Origin of the sequence: Polaromonas sp., from assembly GCF_039932935.1 — a bacterium.
Lineage (GTDB): Bacteria > Pseudomonadota > Gammaproteobacteria > Burkholderiales > Burkholderiaceae_C > Polaromonas.
Window position 1 is genome coordinate 1 of the sequence record NZ_JBDTPB010000011.1, and the last position, 15,823, is coordinate 15,823.

Annotated in this window: 14 protein-coding genes and 1 pseudogene; 6 read left to right on the forward strand and 9 right to left on the reverse strand. The window is 61.2% G+C overall.

Translation table 11 applies throughout. The annotated features are described in order from the left end of the window. Window positions 1-61: 61 nt before the first annotated feature. Window positions 62-421, forward strand: a complete 360-nt coding sequence (locus ABI546_RS01885) for a hypothetical protein (protein ID WP_348043549.1) — start codon at window positions 62-64, stop codon at window positions 419-421. 219 nt (window positions 422-640) lie between these two features. Here ABI546_RS01885 and ABI546_RS01890 read toward each other — a convergent pair whose 3' ends face one another. The 9 genes from ABI546_RS01890 to ABI546_RS01930 all read right to left on the reverse strand — a co-directional run bounded on the left by ABI546_RS01890 (window position 641) and on the right by ABI546_RS01930 (window position 10,637). Next, entirely contained in the window at window positions 641-1,510 is an 870-nt protein-coding gene (locus ABI546_RS01890; protein ID WP_348043574.1) for a DMT family transporter, read from the reverse strand. A gap of 78 nt (window positions 1,511-1,588) precedes the next feature. Beyond that, window positions 1,589-3,199 carry a gamma-glutamyltransferase family protein gene (locus tag ABI546_RS01895; RefSeq protein WP_348043551.1) on the reverse strand — a complete coding sequence of 537 codons (1,611 nt, stop codon included), beginning with the start codon at window positions 3,197-3,199 and terminating at the stop codon, window positions 1,589-1,591. Between the two features lie 126 nt (window positions 3,200-3,325). Next, window positions 3,326-4,294, reverse strand: coding sequence for a tripartite tricarboxylate transporter substrate binding protein (locus tag ABI546_RS01900; RefSeq protein WP_348043553.1), 969 nt, complete (start codon window positions 4,292-4,294; stop codon window positions 3,326-3,328). 109 nt (window positions 4,295-4,403) lie between these two features. Further along, complete coding sequence (locus ABI546_RS01905) at window positions 4,404-5,915, reverse strand: tripartite tricarboxylate transporter permease (protein WP_348043555.1); 1,512 nt, start codon at window positions 5,913-5,915, stop codon at window positions 4,404-4,406. Between the two features lie 12 nt (window positions 5,916-5,927). Then, the gene (locus ABI546_RS01910) at window positions 5,928-6,413 is read right to left on the reverse strand and encodes a tripartite tricarboxylate transporter TctB family protein (protein WP_348043557.1); all 486 of its coding nucleotides are present in this window, start codon (window positions 6,411-6,413) and stop codon (window positions 5,928-5,930) included. A 161-nt stretch (window positions 6,414-6,574) separates the two neighbouring features. Continuing rightward, on the reverse strand, window positions 6,575-8,377 hold the full coding sequence (locus ABI546_RS01915; RefSeq protein ID WP_348043559.1) for an ATPase, T2SS/T4P/T4SS family: 1,803 nt from the start codon (window positions 8,375-8,377) through the stop codon (window positions 6,575-6,577). A gap of 54 nt (window positions 8,378-8,431) precedes the next feature. Next, window positions 8,432-9,199, reverse strand: coding sequence for a spermidine synthase (locus ABI546_RS01920; RefSeq protein ID WP_348043561.1), 768 nt, complete (start codon window positions 9,197-9,199; stop codon window positions 8,432-8,434). Next, window positions 9,199-9,795 carry a DNA-deoxyinosine glycosylase gene (locus ABI546_RS01925; RefSeq protein WP_348043563.1) on the reverse strand — a complete coding sequence of 199 codons (597 nt, stop codon included), beginning with the start codon at window positions 9,793-9,795 and terminating at the stop codon, window positions 9,199-9,201. Before ABI546_RS01925 ends, ABI546_RS01920 begins: the two co-directional genes overlap by 1 nt. Continuing rightward, window positions 9,792-10,637, reverse strand: a complete 846-nt coding sequence (locus ABI546_RS01930) for a TatD family hydrolase (protein ID WP_348043565.1) — start codon at window positions 10,635-10,637, stop codon at window positions 9,792-9,794. The genes ABI546_RS01925 and ABI546_RS01930 overlap by 4 nt, the downstream gene beginning before the upstream one ends. Before the next feature lie 229 nt (window positions 10,638-10,866). Between ABI546_RS01930 and ABI546_RS01935 the strand changes: the two genes are divergently transcribed. The 5 genes and pseudogenes from ABI546_RS01935 to ABI546_RS01955 form a co-directional block, all read left to right on the forward strand. After that, entirely contained in the window at window positions 10,867-11,943 is a 1,077-nt protein-coding gene (locus tag ABI546_RS01935) for an extracellular solute-binding protein (protein ID WP_348043567.1), read from the forward strand. 158 nt (window positions 11,944-12,101) lie between these two features. After that, window positions 12,102-13,199, forward strand: coding sequence for an ABC transporter ATP-binding protein (locus tag ABI546_RS01940; RefSeq protein WP_348043568.1), 1,098 nt, complete (start codon window positions 12,102-12,104; stop codon window positions 13,197-13,199). An 11-nt stretch (window positions 13,200-13,210) separates the two neighbouring features. Continuing rightward, on the forward strand, window positions 13,211-14,125 hold the full coding sequence (locus tag ABI546_RS01945) for an ABC transporter permease (RefSeq protein WP_348043570.1): 915 nt from the start codon (window positions 13,211-13,213) through the stop codon (window positions 14,123-14,125). 127 nt (window positions 14,126-14,252) lie between these two features. After that, complete coding sequence (locus ABI546_RS01950) at window positions 14,253-15,107, forward strand: ABC transporter permease subunit (RefSeq protein ID WP_348043572.1); 855 nt, start codon at window positions 14,253-14,255, stop codon at window positions 15,105-15,107. 292 nt (window positions 15,108-15,399) lie between these two features. Beyond that, window positions 15,400-15,823 (forward strand): annotated as a pseudogene (locus ABI546_RS01955) (peptidase S1); the annotation flags it as partial.

A 15,823-nucleotide genomic window follows, 5' to 3' on the forward strand; every position in this document is an offset into this window, starting at 1 on the left:
CGTACGACAGCCAAGAGGCTGTGCGTGCAAACCGGGTTTATTTACAGCCTCGTTAAGCTTTATGAGCGAACTCGAACTCTACCGCAGAGACATTACGAAAGCCGGAGGCAACACGAACGAGGTTGATTCGCTTGTGGAAGACATCCTGAAGGTCAGCACTCCCCCGGAGCTTCAGGCGCTGCTTCAGCAACTCGATACGCAAGCCTCCAGACTTGATTGCTTCCGGGACTGCGACTACGCGGCCGTTGCCGTGCAATTCGCTGCAGAGCGTGCTCTAAATGCGGCGACGCGGCGTCGCTTGCTGGAGTTCGCTCTGGCCCGTGCCCGATGGTTTGCCAGTTGTGCGACGGCGGGAGGCGAGGGTCTCGCCAGATCGGTTCATGTTCGAGAGTTGGTCGAGTTGCTTGGTAATGCTGCCTGACAAGCCAGTCAACGCGCACGCCCAGACACCAGAGCAACTCGAAGTGCAATTGAAGGAGGCTGGCTATGCCTGCCCCTTCAATCGAGAGGAGTTACCCAGCAAGTGACCGACGAGTTCTTCTGTTCAAGCATGAGCCGCGGGACTGGCTTCGCCAGACCGCAGGCGGGCGGCCCCCTCGGGGGGCAGGAAGCTACACGAAGTGAGCGACGTGGGGGTTTTTTACTTGCCTCGGGTAAAGACAAAGATCCCGGCGATTACCAGCACCGTCCCGGTCGCCACCCACGCGGTGAAGGGTTCACCCAGGATCAGCACACCCATCAGGATGGTGGACATGGGGCCCACCATGCCGGTTTGCGCGGCCATGCCGGCGCCTATGCGTTCGATGGCCATCATCACCATCAACACCGGCACTGCGGTGCACAGCGTGGCGTTTAGCAACGACAACCAGATCACTTCCGGCGCCACAGCAGCGGCACTCATGGGACGCAGCAATACAAACTGCAGCAAGCAGCACAGGCACGCCACGGTGGTGGCCAGCCCCACCAGGCGTAATGCGCCCAGGCGCCTGACCATCTCGCCGCTATAGACCAAGTACAGCGCATAGCTGACGGCGCTGAGAAACACCAGCAGTGCACCCCATGCGGCGTCGGCGCCCTGCAAGGTGATTTCATGACCGAATACCAGCACGACGCCGCAATAGCTGATGGCCATGCCGATGATTTGCGGCGCGCTGACGCGGCGCTTGTACATCACCAGACCGAGCAGCAGCACAATGGTCGGGTTGAGGTACAGGATCAGCCGCTCCAGCGACGCACTGATAAAGGCCAGCCCCGCAAAATCCAGAAAGCTGGCGAGGTAATAGCCGGTAACACCCAGCCACAGCACGCCCAGCCAGTCTTTGCGCGTGAGCGGCGGCTTGCCCCGGCTGGCCCACCACGCCATCACCGCAAAGATGGGCAGGGCAAACAGCATCCGGTACATGATCAGCGTGACGGCATCCACGCCGTACCGGTAAGCCAGCTTGACGATGATGGCTTTGCCGCTGAAAGCAATGGCCCCAAAGGTGGCGAGCAGCAAGCCAGGCGCTATGCTTTTGGTAGCTGCTTGCGCTCGTCCTGTCTGGGCTGGCGGCCTATTTGTATCAGATTTATCGGTCAAGGTCGTTTCTTAGAAGCCCACGGCCTGGCCGTCGCGCCGTGCATCGCTGGCGGCGACGTAGCCTTCCACCTTGGGGTTGCCGGCGCGCCAGATGAACTGGCCGGCGCCGAAGTCCTGGTAAGAGTCGTTGATGACTTCCACGCGATGGCCGCGTTCGGCCAGGCCCTGTACCGTACGCGCATCCATGGCGGCTTCAACGTTGATCTCCATGCCGGCGTTGTAACGCCAGCGCGGCGCATCGCAGGCAACCTGCGGGCTTTGGCCGTAGTCCAGCATGCGCACCAGCGTCTGCATGTGGCCCTGCGGCTGCATGTTGGCACCCATGACGCCGTAGCTCATCACGGGCTGGCCGTCTTTACTGAGGAAGGCCGGGATGATGGTGTGAAAGGGCCGTTTGCCCGGGGCGACCTGGTTAGCGCCCGGTTGCAGGCTGAAGCCGTGGCCGCGGTTTTGCAGGCTGATGCCGAATTCGGGCTCGACGCAGCCCGAACCGAAGCCCATGTAATTGCTCTGGATGAAGCTCACCATCATGCCGTCTTCGTCGGCTGCCGTGAGGTAGATGGTGCCGCCCTTGACGGGGTTTCCCGCGCCAAAGTCCTGTGCCTTTTTCATGTCGATCAGTTTGGCACGGGATGCCAGGTAAGCGTCATCGAGCATTTGCTCGGCCGTCACCTCCATCGACGAAGGCTCGGCCACATATTTGTAGATATCGGCAAACGCCAGTTTCATGGCTTCGATCTGCAAATGCTGGGAGTCCACACCATCGACCGGCAAACTTGCCACATCAAATTTATCGAGAATGCCCAGCGCGATCAGCGCGGCAATCCCCTGCCCGTTGGGCGGAATCTCGTGCAGGGTGTAACCCCGGTAGTCCTTGCCAATGGGTTTGACCCACTCGGGCTGGTAGCTTTCAAAGTCTTTTGCGGTAATGCTGCCGCCGTTGTGTGCGGAAAACTTTTCGATCGCCTGGGCGATGGCGCCGCCGTAATAGGCGGCCCCTTTTGTTTCGGCGATGGCGCGCAAAGCCTTGGCCGCCGCCTTGAACTGGAACAGCTCGCCCACATTCGGCGCACGGCCCCAGGGCAGGAAGGACTGCGCAAAGCCCGGCAGCGACTTCAATTCGTCCGTGGCAGCTGCCCACTTCTGTTGCACCACAGGAGGCAACAGGTAACCGCGCTCGGCAATTTCAATGGCCGGCTCCATGAGGTCGGCAAAGGGCAACTTGCCAAAACGCTTGCTCAGCGCCGTCCAACTGGCGACCGCACCGGGCACAGTGACGGAGTCCATACCGCGTTTGGGCGGCGTCTGCGCGTCGGCGCCGTACTTACGGCTGAAATAGTCCGGCGTCCAGCTTTGCGGGGCGCGACCCGAAGCATTGAGCCCGTGCAGCTCCTTGCCATCCCAGAGGATGCAAAAGGCATCGCTGCCCAGGCCGTTGCTGACCGGCTCGACGATGGCCATCGCCGCCGCCGCTGCAATCGCGGCATCCACCGCATTGCCGCCCTTGAGCATCATGCGCAAACCGGCCTGCGCGCCCAGCGGATGTGAGGTGGACACCACGTTACGCGCGAACAGCGGCAAACGGGTGGAGGTGTAGGGGTTGCTGTAGTTGAAGTTCATGGATCACCTGTCAAAGGCTGGGCAAAATGAGGGTCTTGGAAAGCCGACGGTTATGGCGCACAACCGCGGGGCAGGGCAAACAAGGGGGGCGTTACGTACATGGCCTCGCCACACGCGGTGAAGGCATCAATCGACGCTGATTTTTCGCTCAGCAATGATTTTCTTCCACTTGGCCGTGTCTGCTTTCACCATGGCCGCGAAGGCTGGCGGCGTGCCGCCTGTCGGTTCAGCGCCCAGGCGGGCAAAACGGTCTTTCACGTCCGGGTCGGCCAGCGCAGCGTTCAGGGCCTGGTTGGCTTTTGCTACCAGCTCCGGCGGCATGCCTTTAGGGCCGTACACGCCGAACCAGGTGACCGACTCAAACCCCGGCAGGGTTTCGGCCACCGCCGGTAAATCGGGCGCGAGCGCCGTGCGCTTGAGGCTGGTGACCGCCAGAGCCCGCAGCTTACCGTCCTTCACATGCGGCATGCCCGTGACGAAAGAATCAAACAACACGTCGATCTTGCCGCTGATCAGGTCTGGCATGGCCAGCGCCGTGCCGCGATAGGGAATGTGCAGGATAAAGGTACCCGACTGCGCCTTGAAGTACTCACTCGTCAGGTGGATGATGGTGCCGTTTCCGCTGGAGGCATAGTTCAGGCGTCCCGGATTCTTGCGCGCATGGTCGACAAACTCGCGCATGGTCTTTGCCGGCGAGGAATTGGGCACCAGCACCACGTTGGGCGAACTCGCGACATAGGCAATCGGTGTGAAATCGGTTTCAGCGTTGTACGGAATCCTGGGGTTGATGGCCGGGCCGATACTGTGCGTGCTGGAAGTCGCCAGTAGCAGCGTGTAGCCGTCGGGCGGGGCCTTAGACGCGGCGTCAGCGCCAATCGTGCCGCCAGCGCCCGGCCGGTTTTCGACCACGACCGTCTGGCCGATTTTTTCGCCCAGCTTCTGCGACAGGGCCCGCGCCAGGATATCCGTCGCGCCACCGGCTGGAAACGGCACGATCATGCGGATAGGCCGGACAGGATAGCTCTGTGCCTGCGCCGCGCCCGCGAACAGCATTGCAGAAGTCACAGCCAGGAAAATGGTATGTCTACGTTTCATTCGACCATTGTGCAACGTTTTTAAGCGCCGACTATGGTGCAAACAGGCAAAACAAAAGGCACCCTGGGGTGCCTTTTGTTGGTTTGCGCTTTCGCGCTGTCTCGCCGAATCACTCCTCGACGAAAGCTTCTTCTCGCTTGTTCTTGATGGACGGCAGCAACACAATGACCAGCAACAACACAGCGGCGCCCAGCAATCCAGCCGAGAGAGGACGTGTCACAAACACGCTCCAGTCGCCGCGCGACAGCAGCAGCGCCCGGCGCAGGTTCTCTTCCATCATGGGGCCCAAAATAAAGCCCAGTAGCAAAGGAGCAGGCTCGCATCCCAGCTTGACGAACAGGTAACCGATCACACCGAAGATGCCCACCATCCAGATGTCGAAGGTATTGTTGTTGGTGGAGTACACGCCGATGGCGCAGAACAGCACAATGGCAGGGAACAGGTAGCGGTAAGGCACCGTCAGCAGCTTGATCCACATGCCGATCAGCGGCAGGTTCAGAATCACCAGCATCGCATTACCGATCCACATCGAGGCGATCAGACCCCAGAACAGTTCGGGGTTACTGGTCATGACCTGTGGGCCGGGCTGGATGTTGTGGATCGTCATGGCGCCCACCATCAGAGCCATCACAGCATTGGGTGGGATACCCAGCGTCAGCAACGGGATGAAGGAGGTCTGCGCACCGGCATTGTTGGCCGACTCAGGCGCCGCCACGCCGCGGATGTTGCCCTGGCCGAAAGGCACTTCACCAGGCTTCATCTTGATCTTCTTCTCAAGGGCATAGCCCGCGAAAGCAGCCAGCAAGGCGCCACCGCCAGGGAGAATCCCCAACGCAGAACCCAGGAAAGTGCCGCGCAGGACGGCAGGTGCCATGTCCTTGAAATCCTGCTTCGTGGGAAACAGTCCCGACACCTTGGCAGTGAACACCTCGCGCTCATGCTCCGGCTGCGCCAGGTTGCTGATGATTTCGCCGTAACCGAACACGCCCATGGCGATAGTCACGAAGCCGATGCCGTCGGTCAGTTCTGGAATGTCGAAGCTGAAACGGGCAACGCCGGAATTCACGTCGGTACCAACCAGACCCAGCAGCAGACCGAGCACGATCATGGCAATCGCCTTGAGCAGCGAACCCGAAGCCAGCACCACAGCGCCGATCAGGCCCAGCACCATCAGCGCGAAGTATTCTGCGGGGCCGAACTTGAATGCCAGTTCGGTCAACGGCGGCGCAAATGCGGCCAGGATCAGGGTGCCCACGCATCCGGCGAAGAACGACCCCAGACCGGCTGCAGCAAGTGCCGGCCCGGCTCGACCTTTTCGGGCCATCTGGTACCCGTCAATACAGGTTACGACTGAGGACGATTCTCCCGGCAGATTCACCAAAATGGCGGTGGTCGAGCCGCCGTATTGGGCGCCGTAATAGATGCCGGCCAGCATGATCAGCGCCGACACGGGTGGCAGCGCGTAAGTTGCGGGCAGCAGCATTGCGATGGTGGCCACAGGGCCAATGCCGGGCAAAACACCAATCAGGGTGCCCAAAATACAACCGATGAGGCAGTACAACAAATTGATCGGCGTGAAGGCCACGCCGAAACCTATCGACAGGTGAGTTAGCAATTCCATTTTTTATTCTCCTTAGCCGATAAAGAAAGGCCAGACCGGGAACTGCAACTTGAGCAGGACGACAAACGCAAGATAGCTGCCGATGGCCAATATCGTCGCCAGAATGAAGGTGTTTTTGACCTTCCATCCCTCTTCAGCCATGCTGGAAATGAAAGTCAGCGCATAGATCGCCACGATCATGCCCATCGCCGGAATCTTGATACTCGGCAAACCGGCCAGCAAAACACCGAATACCAAGTTGGCCAGAATAATGAAAATCAGCGGCTTCCAGGCCCACTTGCCGATCTTGTCGCCGCCCACGGTTTCCACCACCAGCGCCTTGAAGGTAATGGCAGCACCCAGTATGGTCATCAGGACTCCCAGCATGAGCGGGAAATACCCCGGACCCATGCGGGCGCCTTCCCCAACGTTGTAAGTGGTCGCCCCCCATGCGAACGCCACGCCGACGCCCATAAACATGAGACCGGAGAAAAAGTCTTTTTGACTCTTGATATTCACGGCTGTCTCCTCAATACATATAAAGAAAGAATCGGTGGATTGTGCCGTCAATCCTCCAGCCCCGGCATGTGGCTTTCACTTACCTTTCATTAATCCGCCGCTTACCCCTCACTTACATGCAGGTCGAGCGACATGAAAAACCGTGAGAACCCGCAACCGGCTCAGGACAAGGGCGGAGTAGTTGCCAGAATTTCCTCGATGGTGGTCAAGCCTTCAGCCACTTTCAGGGCACCGGCCAGCCTGAGCGGGCGCATACCTTCGCTGACGGCCTGGCGGCGCAGCGCGTCGATGTTGGGCTCTTTGGAGACCTTTTCCTTGAAGCCTTCCGTGACGGTCAGCAGCTCATAAAGGCCCATGCGGCCGCGAAAGCCGGTCATGCGGCAATCCACGCAGCCTACGGGCTTGTAGGGCCGGTAGCCACCGCTGATTTGCCAGGGTTTGACCAGGTCGGCGAGCGTTTCGCGGGCGGCGGCCTCGTCGGGTTGCCGGCAATTACTGCACAGGGTGCGCACCAGCCGCTGGGCCAGCACGCCCAGCAGCGTGGCATTGATCAGGTAAGAAGGAACCCCCAGCTCCATCATGCGCGACACCGCCGAAGGAGCGTCATTGGTATGCAAGGTGCTGAAAACCAGATGGCCGGTCAGCGCGGCCTGCACGGCCATTTCGGCGGTCTGCAGGTCTCGGATTTCACCCACCATGATGATGTCCGGGTCCTGCCGCATCAGCGCGCGCAACCCCTCGGGAAAGTCAAAATCCAGATGTGGCTGGACCTGCGTTTGATTGAAAGAAGCCTCGATCATTTCGATCGGGTCCTCAATCGTGCTGACGTTGACTTCTTCGGTCGCCAGCCGCTTGAGCGTTGAATACAGCGTGGTGGTTTTTCCGGAGCCGGTAGGCCCGGTGACCAGGACAATGCCGTGGGGCCGTTTGACCAGTTGTTCCCAACGATCGGCATCGTGTTGCGAAAACCCCAACGCATCCAGGTCCTTGACCGTGGTGTCCGGGTCAAAGATCCGCATCACCATCTTTTCGCCGAACGCGGTGGGCAGCGTCGACAGCCGCATTTCAACTTCGTCGCCGCGCGGATTGCGGGTCTTGATACGTCCGTCCTGCGGCCGGCGCTTTTCCACGACGTCCATGCGGCCCAGCAACTTGATGCGGGCGGTCATGGCGTTGTGCACGCCCATGGGCAACTGGTAAACCGGATGCAGCACGCCGTCAATGCGAAAGCGGATCACGCCCTGCTCGCGCCTGGGTTCCAGGTGGATGTCGCTGGCACGCTGGTCAAAAGCATATTGCCAAAGCCAGTCCACCACCTGAACCACGCCCTGATCGTTGGCGTCAAGCTGCTTGTTGCTCTTGTTCAGTTCAACCAGTTGCTCAAAACTGGCGGAACCCGAACCGCCGCCTGACTTGATGGCGGCCTTCACGGATTTGGCCAGCGCAAAAAACTCGGCAGTAAATTTAGTGATTTCAAGGGGGCTGGCCACTACCAGGCGCACGCTGCGCTTGGCCTGCCGCTCGACTTCCTGCACCCAGTCGGTAATGAAAGGCTCCGAGGTCGCGATCACCACCTCGCTGGACGTCACCTGCACCGGCAGCACCTTGTGTCGCTCGGCATACATCGCAGACATGGTGTCGGCCACTTTGCCCACATCTACCTTGAGCGGGTCAATCCGCAGATAGGCAAGGCCGGCCCGCCCGGCCAGCCACTGCGTAATGGTTTCCATGTCCAGCGGCTTGCCGTCGGCCAGACGTGTCATGCCGACACTGGCAAGCCGGGTCAGCGGTGGCTGCGCGCTTTGCACCTGAGAGCAGCGTGCAATCGTCCGCTGCGCTTCGGCGGCGCTGATGACGCCGTCTTCGCTGAGCCATTCCACCAGCATGCGCCAGTCCAGTGGCCCGGCATGGGTCTTTTTAGCGTGCAGGTCTTTGGGGTGTTTGGGGTGCGTCACGGCGCTCATGAGTGGCACTGTACCCCATCCACCTGGGTGTCTACCATCCGCGCCGCCGCGGTGTTACGCCGCCGGAGCGAAGAGCCGAAGCCATTTTTTCGCGGGCAAGTCCCAGCGCGACTCAATGACGCCTGCTTGCTGCAGAAGGTCGGCGCGCTCGGGACGCGTCGGGTCGCGTTGGGCCAGCACCACAGTGTTGCCTTCGCGCGTCGGCCGGAACGCCCAGACCGCTTCGGGCCCGAACGCTTCTGCGATTTTCGTCAGCGACTGCACATAGCTGGAATCACGACCGAAAAGATTGACCGTCATCACGCCGTCTTCCGCCAGAAGCCCATGGCAGTCCTCATAAAAATCAGCGCTGTCCAGCACAGGTGCCGCCGCTTCGTGGTCATACAGGTCGACATGCAGGAAGTCCACCGTTCCCTTGTGCACAGGTTTTTTGATTTCCACCGCGGCATCCGCTTCGATGACATGCAGCCTCAGGTCGTCCCGCGGCAGTTTGAACCAGAGGCGGCAGGCCGTGATCACCTGCGGGTTGATTTCAATGGCCGTGGTTTTCATGCGCAGTTTTTTATAGCAAAACTTGGTCAGCGCGGCAGAGCCCAAGCCCAGCTGCATCGCATGCTTTTTGGAAACCACTGCCGCATCCGTGAAAAGCAGTCCCGCCATCATGCGCTGTACGTACTCCAGCTCAATGTCATACGGCGCGTCGCGCAGCATGGACCCCTGCACCCATTCGGTACCCAGGTGCAAAAAGCGCACTCCGCCATAGTCGGAGAAGTTGACCTCGGGTAACTCCGCCACCGTTTTCGCTGCTTCTTTTTTCGACATCAAACCAATCCATGCTTTTCAAAAACTTCCCGCCAGGCAGCGAGTTTGCGCTCAAAGCTCCAGGAGGCGTTGGCCGGGCTGGTCGACGGCACCTTGTAAAACTGGACCCCCACGCTCGGCACTGACGTGTCCTCGCTGCCCCCCGTGGGGGCGCTCGCGCCTTGGGGCGGCCCGGCAGCGCTCAGGGCGGCCTTCACCACCAATGAATGCTTGAAGCTTTCGCCGCCGTTGTGGGCAATTGCTTCCAGCGCCGGGCACAGCTGCCGAAAACCGGCGAAGTCGTTCACCTGCGCATTGCGAATCGCGCTGTCCAGGCTGCCTTCGCGCTCACAGGCGGCGTACACATCCCACAGGCCAACGCCTTTTGACAAAAGCCATTTGCTACGATTTTCATAGCTGCTTGCGCCCGCCCCTATTGGATCATCAGGCCAAATTGCTCGAATTATTTTCCAGAAATGGTTTTGTGGGTGACCATAGTACTGCTGGGCCGCCAATGAGGCTGCACCCGGAAAACTGCCCAACACCAGCAAGCGGGTGCCGGGAGACACCAGCGGGGCCAAGCCCGCCAACACCGGTTTTGCCATGTCCTTTTTCATGCCAACAACGTTTTCAGTTTGGGCAGAGCGCGCAATGCATTGGCCGTGGTCGCCACCGCCAGCGATTCGAGCGGGATTCCACGCAGATCCGCCACTTGCTGCGCAATGCGCGGCAACTCGCCCGGTTCATTGCGGCCCTGGGCCTGGCCCGCTTCGCGCTCGGCCGCTGTTTTGTAGATCCAGTGAGGTGGTATATCGGGCGAATCCGTTTCCATCACCAGCGCCTCCAGCGGCAGTTCAGCGGCAAGCCGCCTGAGCTGCAGAGCGCGCTCATAGGTGACGGCGCCGCCAAACCCCAGTTTCAAGCCCAGTTTGACGAATTCGGCGGCCTGCTGCTCGCTGCCGTTGAACGCGTGACCGATACCGTGCCAGCCACCTTCGGGTGCCAGCTCCCGCAAATGCTTGAGCAGCTTGTCCGCCGACCGCCGCACATGCAGAATCACCGGCAGACCATGCTTGCCTGCCAGCTTGAGCTGCTCGCGGTAGAAGTGCTCCTGGCGCTCGCGCATCGGGCTTTGCGTCAGTGCCGGCACAAAATAATCCAGCCCGATTTCACCCACCGCGACCAGCCGTGGGTCGGACTGCCGTAGCGTGAGCTCTTGGTCCAGCGCCTGCAGATCAGCGTCTTGCGCCTGCGGTACAAACAGCGGATGGATACCCAGGGCATAGCTGTCAGAAAACCGGTGCGCCAGCACACGGACCGATTCGAAATTGAACACGCCCACGGCTGGCAGCACGCAATGCGCCACCCCCCCTGCGGTCGCCCGCGCCCGAACTTCAGCAACGTCTGCAGCCAATTCTCCAGCATCAAGGTGGCAATGTGTGTCTATCCAGAAAGTCATGCGGTCATGCGTCGCGGGGCAGCTGGCGGTCGAAAACGAAGAAGGAAGAGATACAAGAAAACGATTACCTGGCACAGGCCATGCTTGCTGAAGATGTTGACACAGAAATGAAATCGGGACACGCTATGCTTTTTTTGTGAAAAGGCGCGCAGTTCGTTACCGTTTATTACCCGATCTCTTTCGTCAACTCTGTCAACACCTGTCAACTGACAACCCAAGGAAAAGCCAAATGAAATTATCCCGTCTGATGAGCCACATTCTCGGAGCCGGCCTCGTTGTTTCAAGCATGGCCAGCCCCGCCTGGGCACAAGACCAGAAGCTGCGGTTGATCACTTGGGCCGACTACGTGCCGGCCGATGTCGTGGCGCAGTTCAAGAAAGAAACGGGTATCGACGTCGAGCTCACGCTCTCAAACAACGAAGAAATGATTTCCAAGCTGCGCGCCACCGGCGGCGCGGGTTTTGACCTGGCCCAGCCCTCGCAGGACCGCATCACCGGCCCGCAGCAGGAGTTCGGCATCTACAAGCCGATGGACCTGAGCAAGCTCAAGACCGAGCTGTTCATCCCCTCGATGCTCGAGGCGACGAAGAAGAACACCACGCTGGCCGGCAAGGTCTACGGCCTGCCGCACATCTGGGGCACCGACGGCCTGGTCGTCAACACCAAGCTGACCAAGATGACTGACTACCCTGACCTTTGCAGGGCCGACGTCAAAGGCAAAACCGCCGTGCGCCTGAAGCGCCCCACCCTGCTGGCCTTTGCGTTTGCCTCCGGCAAAGACCCGTTTGCGCTGTACAAAGACCCCAAGGCTTATGGCGCCCTGATGGACGAAGTCGGCAAATCCATGATCGCCTGCAAGGGCAACATCAAGTTCTACTGGGACAACAAGGACCAGTTGCTCAACGGCATGCGGGCCGGCGAAGTGGTGGGCGCCATGATGTGGGACACCGGCGGCTGGAAGCTCAATGCCGAGAAGCCCGAAATCCAGTTCATCGCACCGAAGTCGGGCGCGCTCGGCTGGATCGACACCTTTGCCATCCCCGCCAAAGGCCGCAACGACGCTGCCGCCTACGCCTGGATCAACTTCAACATGCGCCCTGAAATCGCCGCCAAGGTGGCGGGCTCCGCCGGCAACTTCACCGCCTCGAAGGGCGCCGACCAGCTGGCTGACCCCAAGCTGAAAGCCCAGTTCGCCGCCAGCTTCCCTGAAGCCGCACTGAAGAACGTCAAGTGGTACCCGGCCGTCCCCGCCGGCATTGAAGACATCGAAGGCCGCGTACTCGACCGCATAAAAGCCGCAAATTGAGTACCCCCCTGAGTCGCTTCGCGCCTTCCCCCCCAAGGGGGACGAAACCAGCGGCCCGGCAAAGCCGGTTCCGCGGTTTCTCTGGCCTTTCGCTCGCTGTGTGGTGCACATCCGTCCGCTGGCAAGCGCGGTAGATGATTAAAGCAGGCGAGTCACCCATGCACGCAGACCTTCAAGCCGAACACGTCGGTAAAACCTACGCCGGCCAGCCCGCCGTAAAGGACCTGTCCTTTACGGTGGAGCGGGGCAGCTTTTTCTCCATCCTCGGCCCCTCGGGCTGCGGCAAGACCACACTGCTACGCATGATTGCCGGTTTTCTGACGCCCGATGTGGGCCAGATCCACATCGGCGGCAAACCCATGAACGGCGTGCCGCCCAACCAGCGGCCCGTCAACATGGTGTTCCAGCACCTGGCGCTGTTCCCCATGATGTCTGTCGGCGAAAACGTCGGCTACGGCCTGGCGCGGCGCGGTTTGTCGCGCACCGACATCGCCACCAAAGTTGGCGCCATGCTTGAGCGCGTGAGCCTGCCCGGTATGCAGGACAAGCGCGTCGACCAGCTTTCGGGTGGGCAACGGCAACGCGTGGCCATTGCGCGCAGCCTGGTGCTCGAACCCACCTTGTTGCTGCTCGACGAACCGCTGGGCGCGCTCGACCTGAAGCTGCGCGAGCACATGAAAGTCGAGCTCAAGCAGCTACAGGCAGACTTCGGCACCACCTTCGTATACATCACCCACGACCAGTCTGAAGCGCTGGTGCTGTCGGATCATGTGGCCGTGATGAACGCCGGCAGCTTCGAGCAGGTCGGCACCCCGCAAGAGCTTTATTACCAGCCGCAAACACCCTTTGTGGCGGGTTTTGTTGGCGCCAATAACAAACTGCAAGGCAGTACCGCCGCGGGCGCGGAAGCCGGCGGCGTGGTGGCCCTCACCACGGGCCAGGGCTTGGCCATGCGCGCCCGTGCCGCCGGCAAACTGCAGGCCGACAAAGCGGTGCAGGCGTTCGTGCGGCCCGAGGCCATCAGTCTGGCCCGCGATGCCACTGAGCTGCCGCCCCACCACACCGTGTACGCCGGTGATGTGCAAAGCCTGCTCTTCGACGGTGCCAATTCGGCTGTGCTGTTGTGCGAGACCGGCAGCCGCACTGAATTTCGCATTGCCCTGCCGCAGACCGGGCGCTTTGCCGACCTGCGGGTCGGCGAAAGCGTGGCCTTCAGCTTTGATCCGGAGCAGGCTGTCTGCTTCGGCAACGCCTGAGGCCGACGGCCATGCAAGCCGCGGCCGTCCTGCCTTCCACCGCCTCTCCCGGCTCAGGTTCTGGTCAGGCCCAGGCCCGGCTGATCCTGTTCTTGCTGCTGGCGCCGGCGCTGGTGTGGCTGGTCGGCCTGATCGTGTTGCCGCACATCGACCTGGCCATCCTGTCGCTGCGCGAACGCATTGCACCCCGGCAATACGCGCCCAGCATTGCGCAGTACCGCACCTTCATTGACGAGCCCCTGTACTGGCACACCTTTGTGCGCACGGCGCTCATGTCCATCCTGGCGACGGGAATCACCCTGCTGCTGGCCTTTCCCATCGCCTGGACGATTGCCAAGCTGGTGCGCGGCCGCGCCAAATCGCTGCTGCTGGTGATGTGCCTGATCCCGTTCTGGGTCAGCGAAACCGTGCGCACCCTGGGCTGGATGATCCTGCTGCGCGAATCGGGTGTGCTGCCTGCCGTGCTGGTGCAACTGGGCCTCACCGACGCACCCGTTGAATTGCTGTACCGCGACGCGACCATCCTGGTCGGTCTGGTCTACACCTCCATGCTGTTCATGGTGGTGCCGCTGATCAGCGCGCTCGAAAGCCTGGACGACACCCTGATCGAGGCCGCCTATGACCTGGGCGGCAACGGCCCGTCCATCCTGCGGCAAATCGTGATTCCGCATGCCGCGCCCGGCATTCTGGCCGGCTGCATCGTGGTCTTCATGCTGACGCTGGGCAACTACCTCACGCCCACCCTGCTGGGCGGCAAAAACTCGCTCTGGTTCACCGAGCAGATCTACACCCAATTCATCACGCGCTTTAACTGGGAGCAAGGCGCGGCCTTCGGCTTTTTGCTGCTGGGCTTGTCCACCGCCATCGTCTGGCTTGGCTTGAAACTCACCGGTCAAAAATTCGGTGAGGTCATGAGGAAGACATGACACACCCCCTCGCTTGCTCACTTCGTGTAGCCTCCACCCCCCTTGCAGGGGGCAACAGCTGCGGCCCGGCAAAGCCGGTTCCGCGCTGTTACTTGCTCAATACCGCGCTCGTTTTTGGAGCTGCGGCATGATCGCCTCCCTGCCCCGCCCCGCCTGGCTGCGCGCCGGCACCGTTGCGTACGCCCTGGCCTTCTTCGCCTTCTTGTTCCTGCCGCTGGTCGTGGTGGCGGTATTTGCCTTCAACGACGCACCCTATCCGGCGCCGCCCTGGCGCGGTTTCACGTTGGACTGGTTCTTCGGCAGCCGGGCCGGGCGCACCGGGCTGTTTTCCGACGGGCCCATGCTGGCCAGCCTATGGACCAGTGTGGTGGTGGCCGGCTGGGTCACGCTGCTGGCGGTGCTGGTCGGCACGACCAACGCCTTTTTAATTGAACGCAGCCGCTTTCCGGGCAAGCAGGTGCTGTCCATGCTGATGCTCGCGCCGCTGGTGATTCCCGGCGTTATCCTGGGTATTTCGATCCTGGCCTTTGCCAGCCGGCTGGCCCAGTTTGCCGACGACTGGTGGGGGCTGGAACTGGACTTCCTGCGGCCGGGGCTTCCGCTGGTGGTGCTGGGCCAGTTTTCCTACATCGTGTCCATTGCCACGCTCATCATTTCGGCGCGCCTGAAGCGCTTTGACATCACCCTGGAAGAAGCAGCCTACAACCTCGGCGCTTCGCGCGCTGCCGTTTTTGCCACCATCACGCTGCCCGCCCTCAAACCCGCGCTGATCGGGGCTGCCGCCATCTCGTTTTTGATGTCCTTCGAGAACTTCAACACCACGCTGATGCTGGCTGGCTCGGACGCGCCGCTCACCGTCATGATGTATGGCCGCATGCGCGAAGGCGCCACACCGGTGCTCAACGCTGTCAGCCTGTTCCTGATGCTGGCGTCAGCCGCCCTGGCCCTGACCCTGCTCCGAAAACCTGCCGACGCAGCTTGAGCGGTACCCCAGCGGTGCCAGGCGGATGCCGCCCCAACGTCTCTTTACAAAGGCCAGGCGCCGATACCCGAATCACGTGCATGGATGCAGAAATCGTGATACGGTGCAACTGTGCATACCCGGCGTCGGCCCGGTATTTCCCTGGTTTTGACATTGACTCACAGGTGAACGAATGCGACGGCCTGCCCTTTACAGCTCGAACCGCCCGGCGCACGGCCCGGATGAGCCGGGCGCGTCGCAGCCGCTTGAGCAGCAGCCCGGAACCCCCTCTGAACCGCCATCCACTTCACGCTTGTCCCGACTGGCCAGGTACGCGTCGAAACATCAGCTCTATCTGCTCTGGTCTGTGGTGGGCCTGCTGGCCTTGTTGCTGGCTATCAGCTTTGCTTCGTCCTTGCGGCCCGGAGCCCGCAAGCTGACACAGGAAGACATTAACGCGGCCGTGCTGAAGACGCTGGAGACCACGGTGCTGCCTTCGCCCGGCACCAAGGCTTACGACACCATCATCCCGTCCGTTGTGCGCATAGTGGGCCTCGGCAAAGACAAGGACGGCAAGGAAGATGGCGAGCGCAGCGTGGGCACCGGCGTGGTCATCGTAGACAAAGGCATCATCCTGACCAACCTGCATGTGGTGCAGGGCGCGCAGACCATCAAGGTCACGTTTTCCGACGGGCTCGAGTCCACCGCCAGCATCACCGGCGTGCAACCTGAAAACG

Bases quoted from the DNA above. Each gene is read 5' to 3' on its own strand.
- ABI546_RS01885 (WP_348043549.1), top strand. From the start codon at position 62: ATGAGCGAACTCGAACTCTACCGCAGAGACATTACGAAAGCCGGAGGC.
- ABI546_RS01925 (WP_348043563.1), bottom strand. From the start codon at position 9,795: ATGAAAAAGGACATGGCAAAACCGGTGTTGGCGGGCTTGGCCCCGCTG.
- ABI546_RS01905 (WP_348043555.1), bottom strand. From the start codon at position 5,915: ATGGAATTGCTAACTCACCTGTCGATAGGTTTCGGCGTGGCCTTCACG.
- ABI546_RS01945 (WP_348043570.1), top strand. From the start codon at position 13,211: ATGCAAGCCGCGGCCGTCCTGCCTTCCACCGCCTCTCCCGGCTCAGGT.
- ABI546_RS01920 (WP_348043561.1), bottom strand. From the start codon at position 9,199: ATGTCGAAAAAAGAAGCAGCGAAAACGGTGGCGGAGTTACCCGAGGTC.
- ABI546_RS01930 (WP_348043565.1), bottom strand. From the start codon at position 10,637: ATGACTTTCTGGATAGACACACATTGCCACCTTGATGCTGGAGAATTG.
- ABI546_RS01935 (WP_348043567.1), top strand. From the start codon at position 10,867: ATGAAATTATCCCGTCTGATGAGCCACATTCTCGGAGCCGGCCTCGTT.
- ABI546_RS01900 (WP_348043553.1), bottom strand. From the start codon at position 4,294: ATGAAACGTAGACATACCATTTTCCTGGCTGTGACTTCTGCAATGCTG.
- ABI546_RS01915 (WP_348043559.1), bottom strand. From the start codon at position 8,377: ATGAGCGCCGTGACGCACCCCAAACACCCCAAAGACCTGCACGCTAAA.
- ABI546_RS01950 (WP_348043572.1), top strand. From the start codon at position 14,253: ATGATCGCCTCCCTGCCCCGCCCCGCCTGGCTGCGCGCCGGCACCGTT.
- ABI546_RS01940 (WP_348043568.1), top strand. From the start codon at position 12,102: ATGCACGCAGACCTTCAAGCCGAACACGTCGGTAAAACCTACGCCGGC.
- ABI546_RS01895 (WP_348043551.1), bottom strand. From the start codon at position 3,199: ATGAACTTCAACTACAGCAACCCCTACACCTCCACCCGTTTGCCGCTG.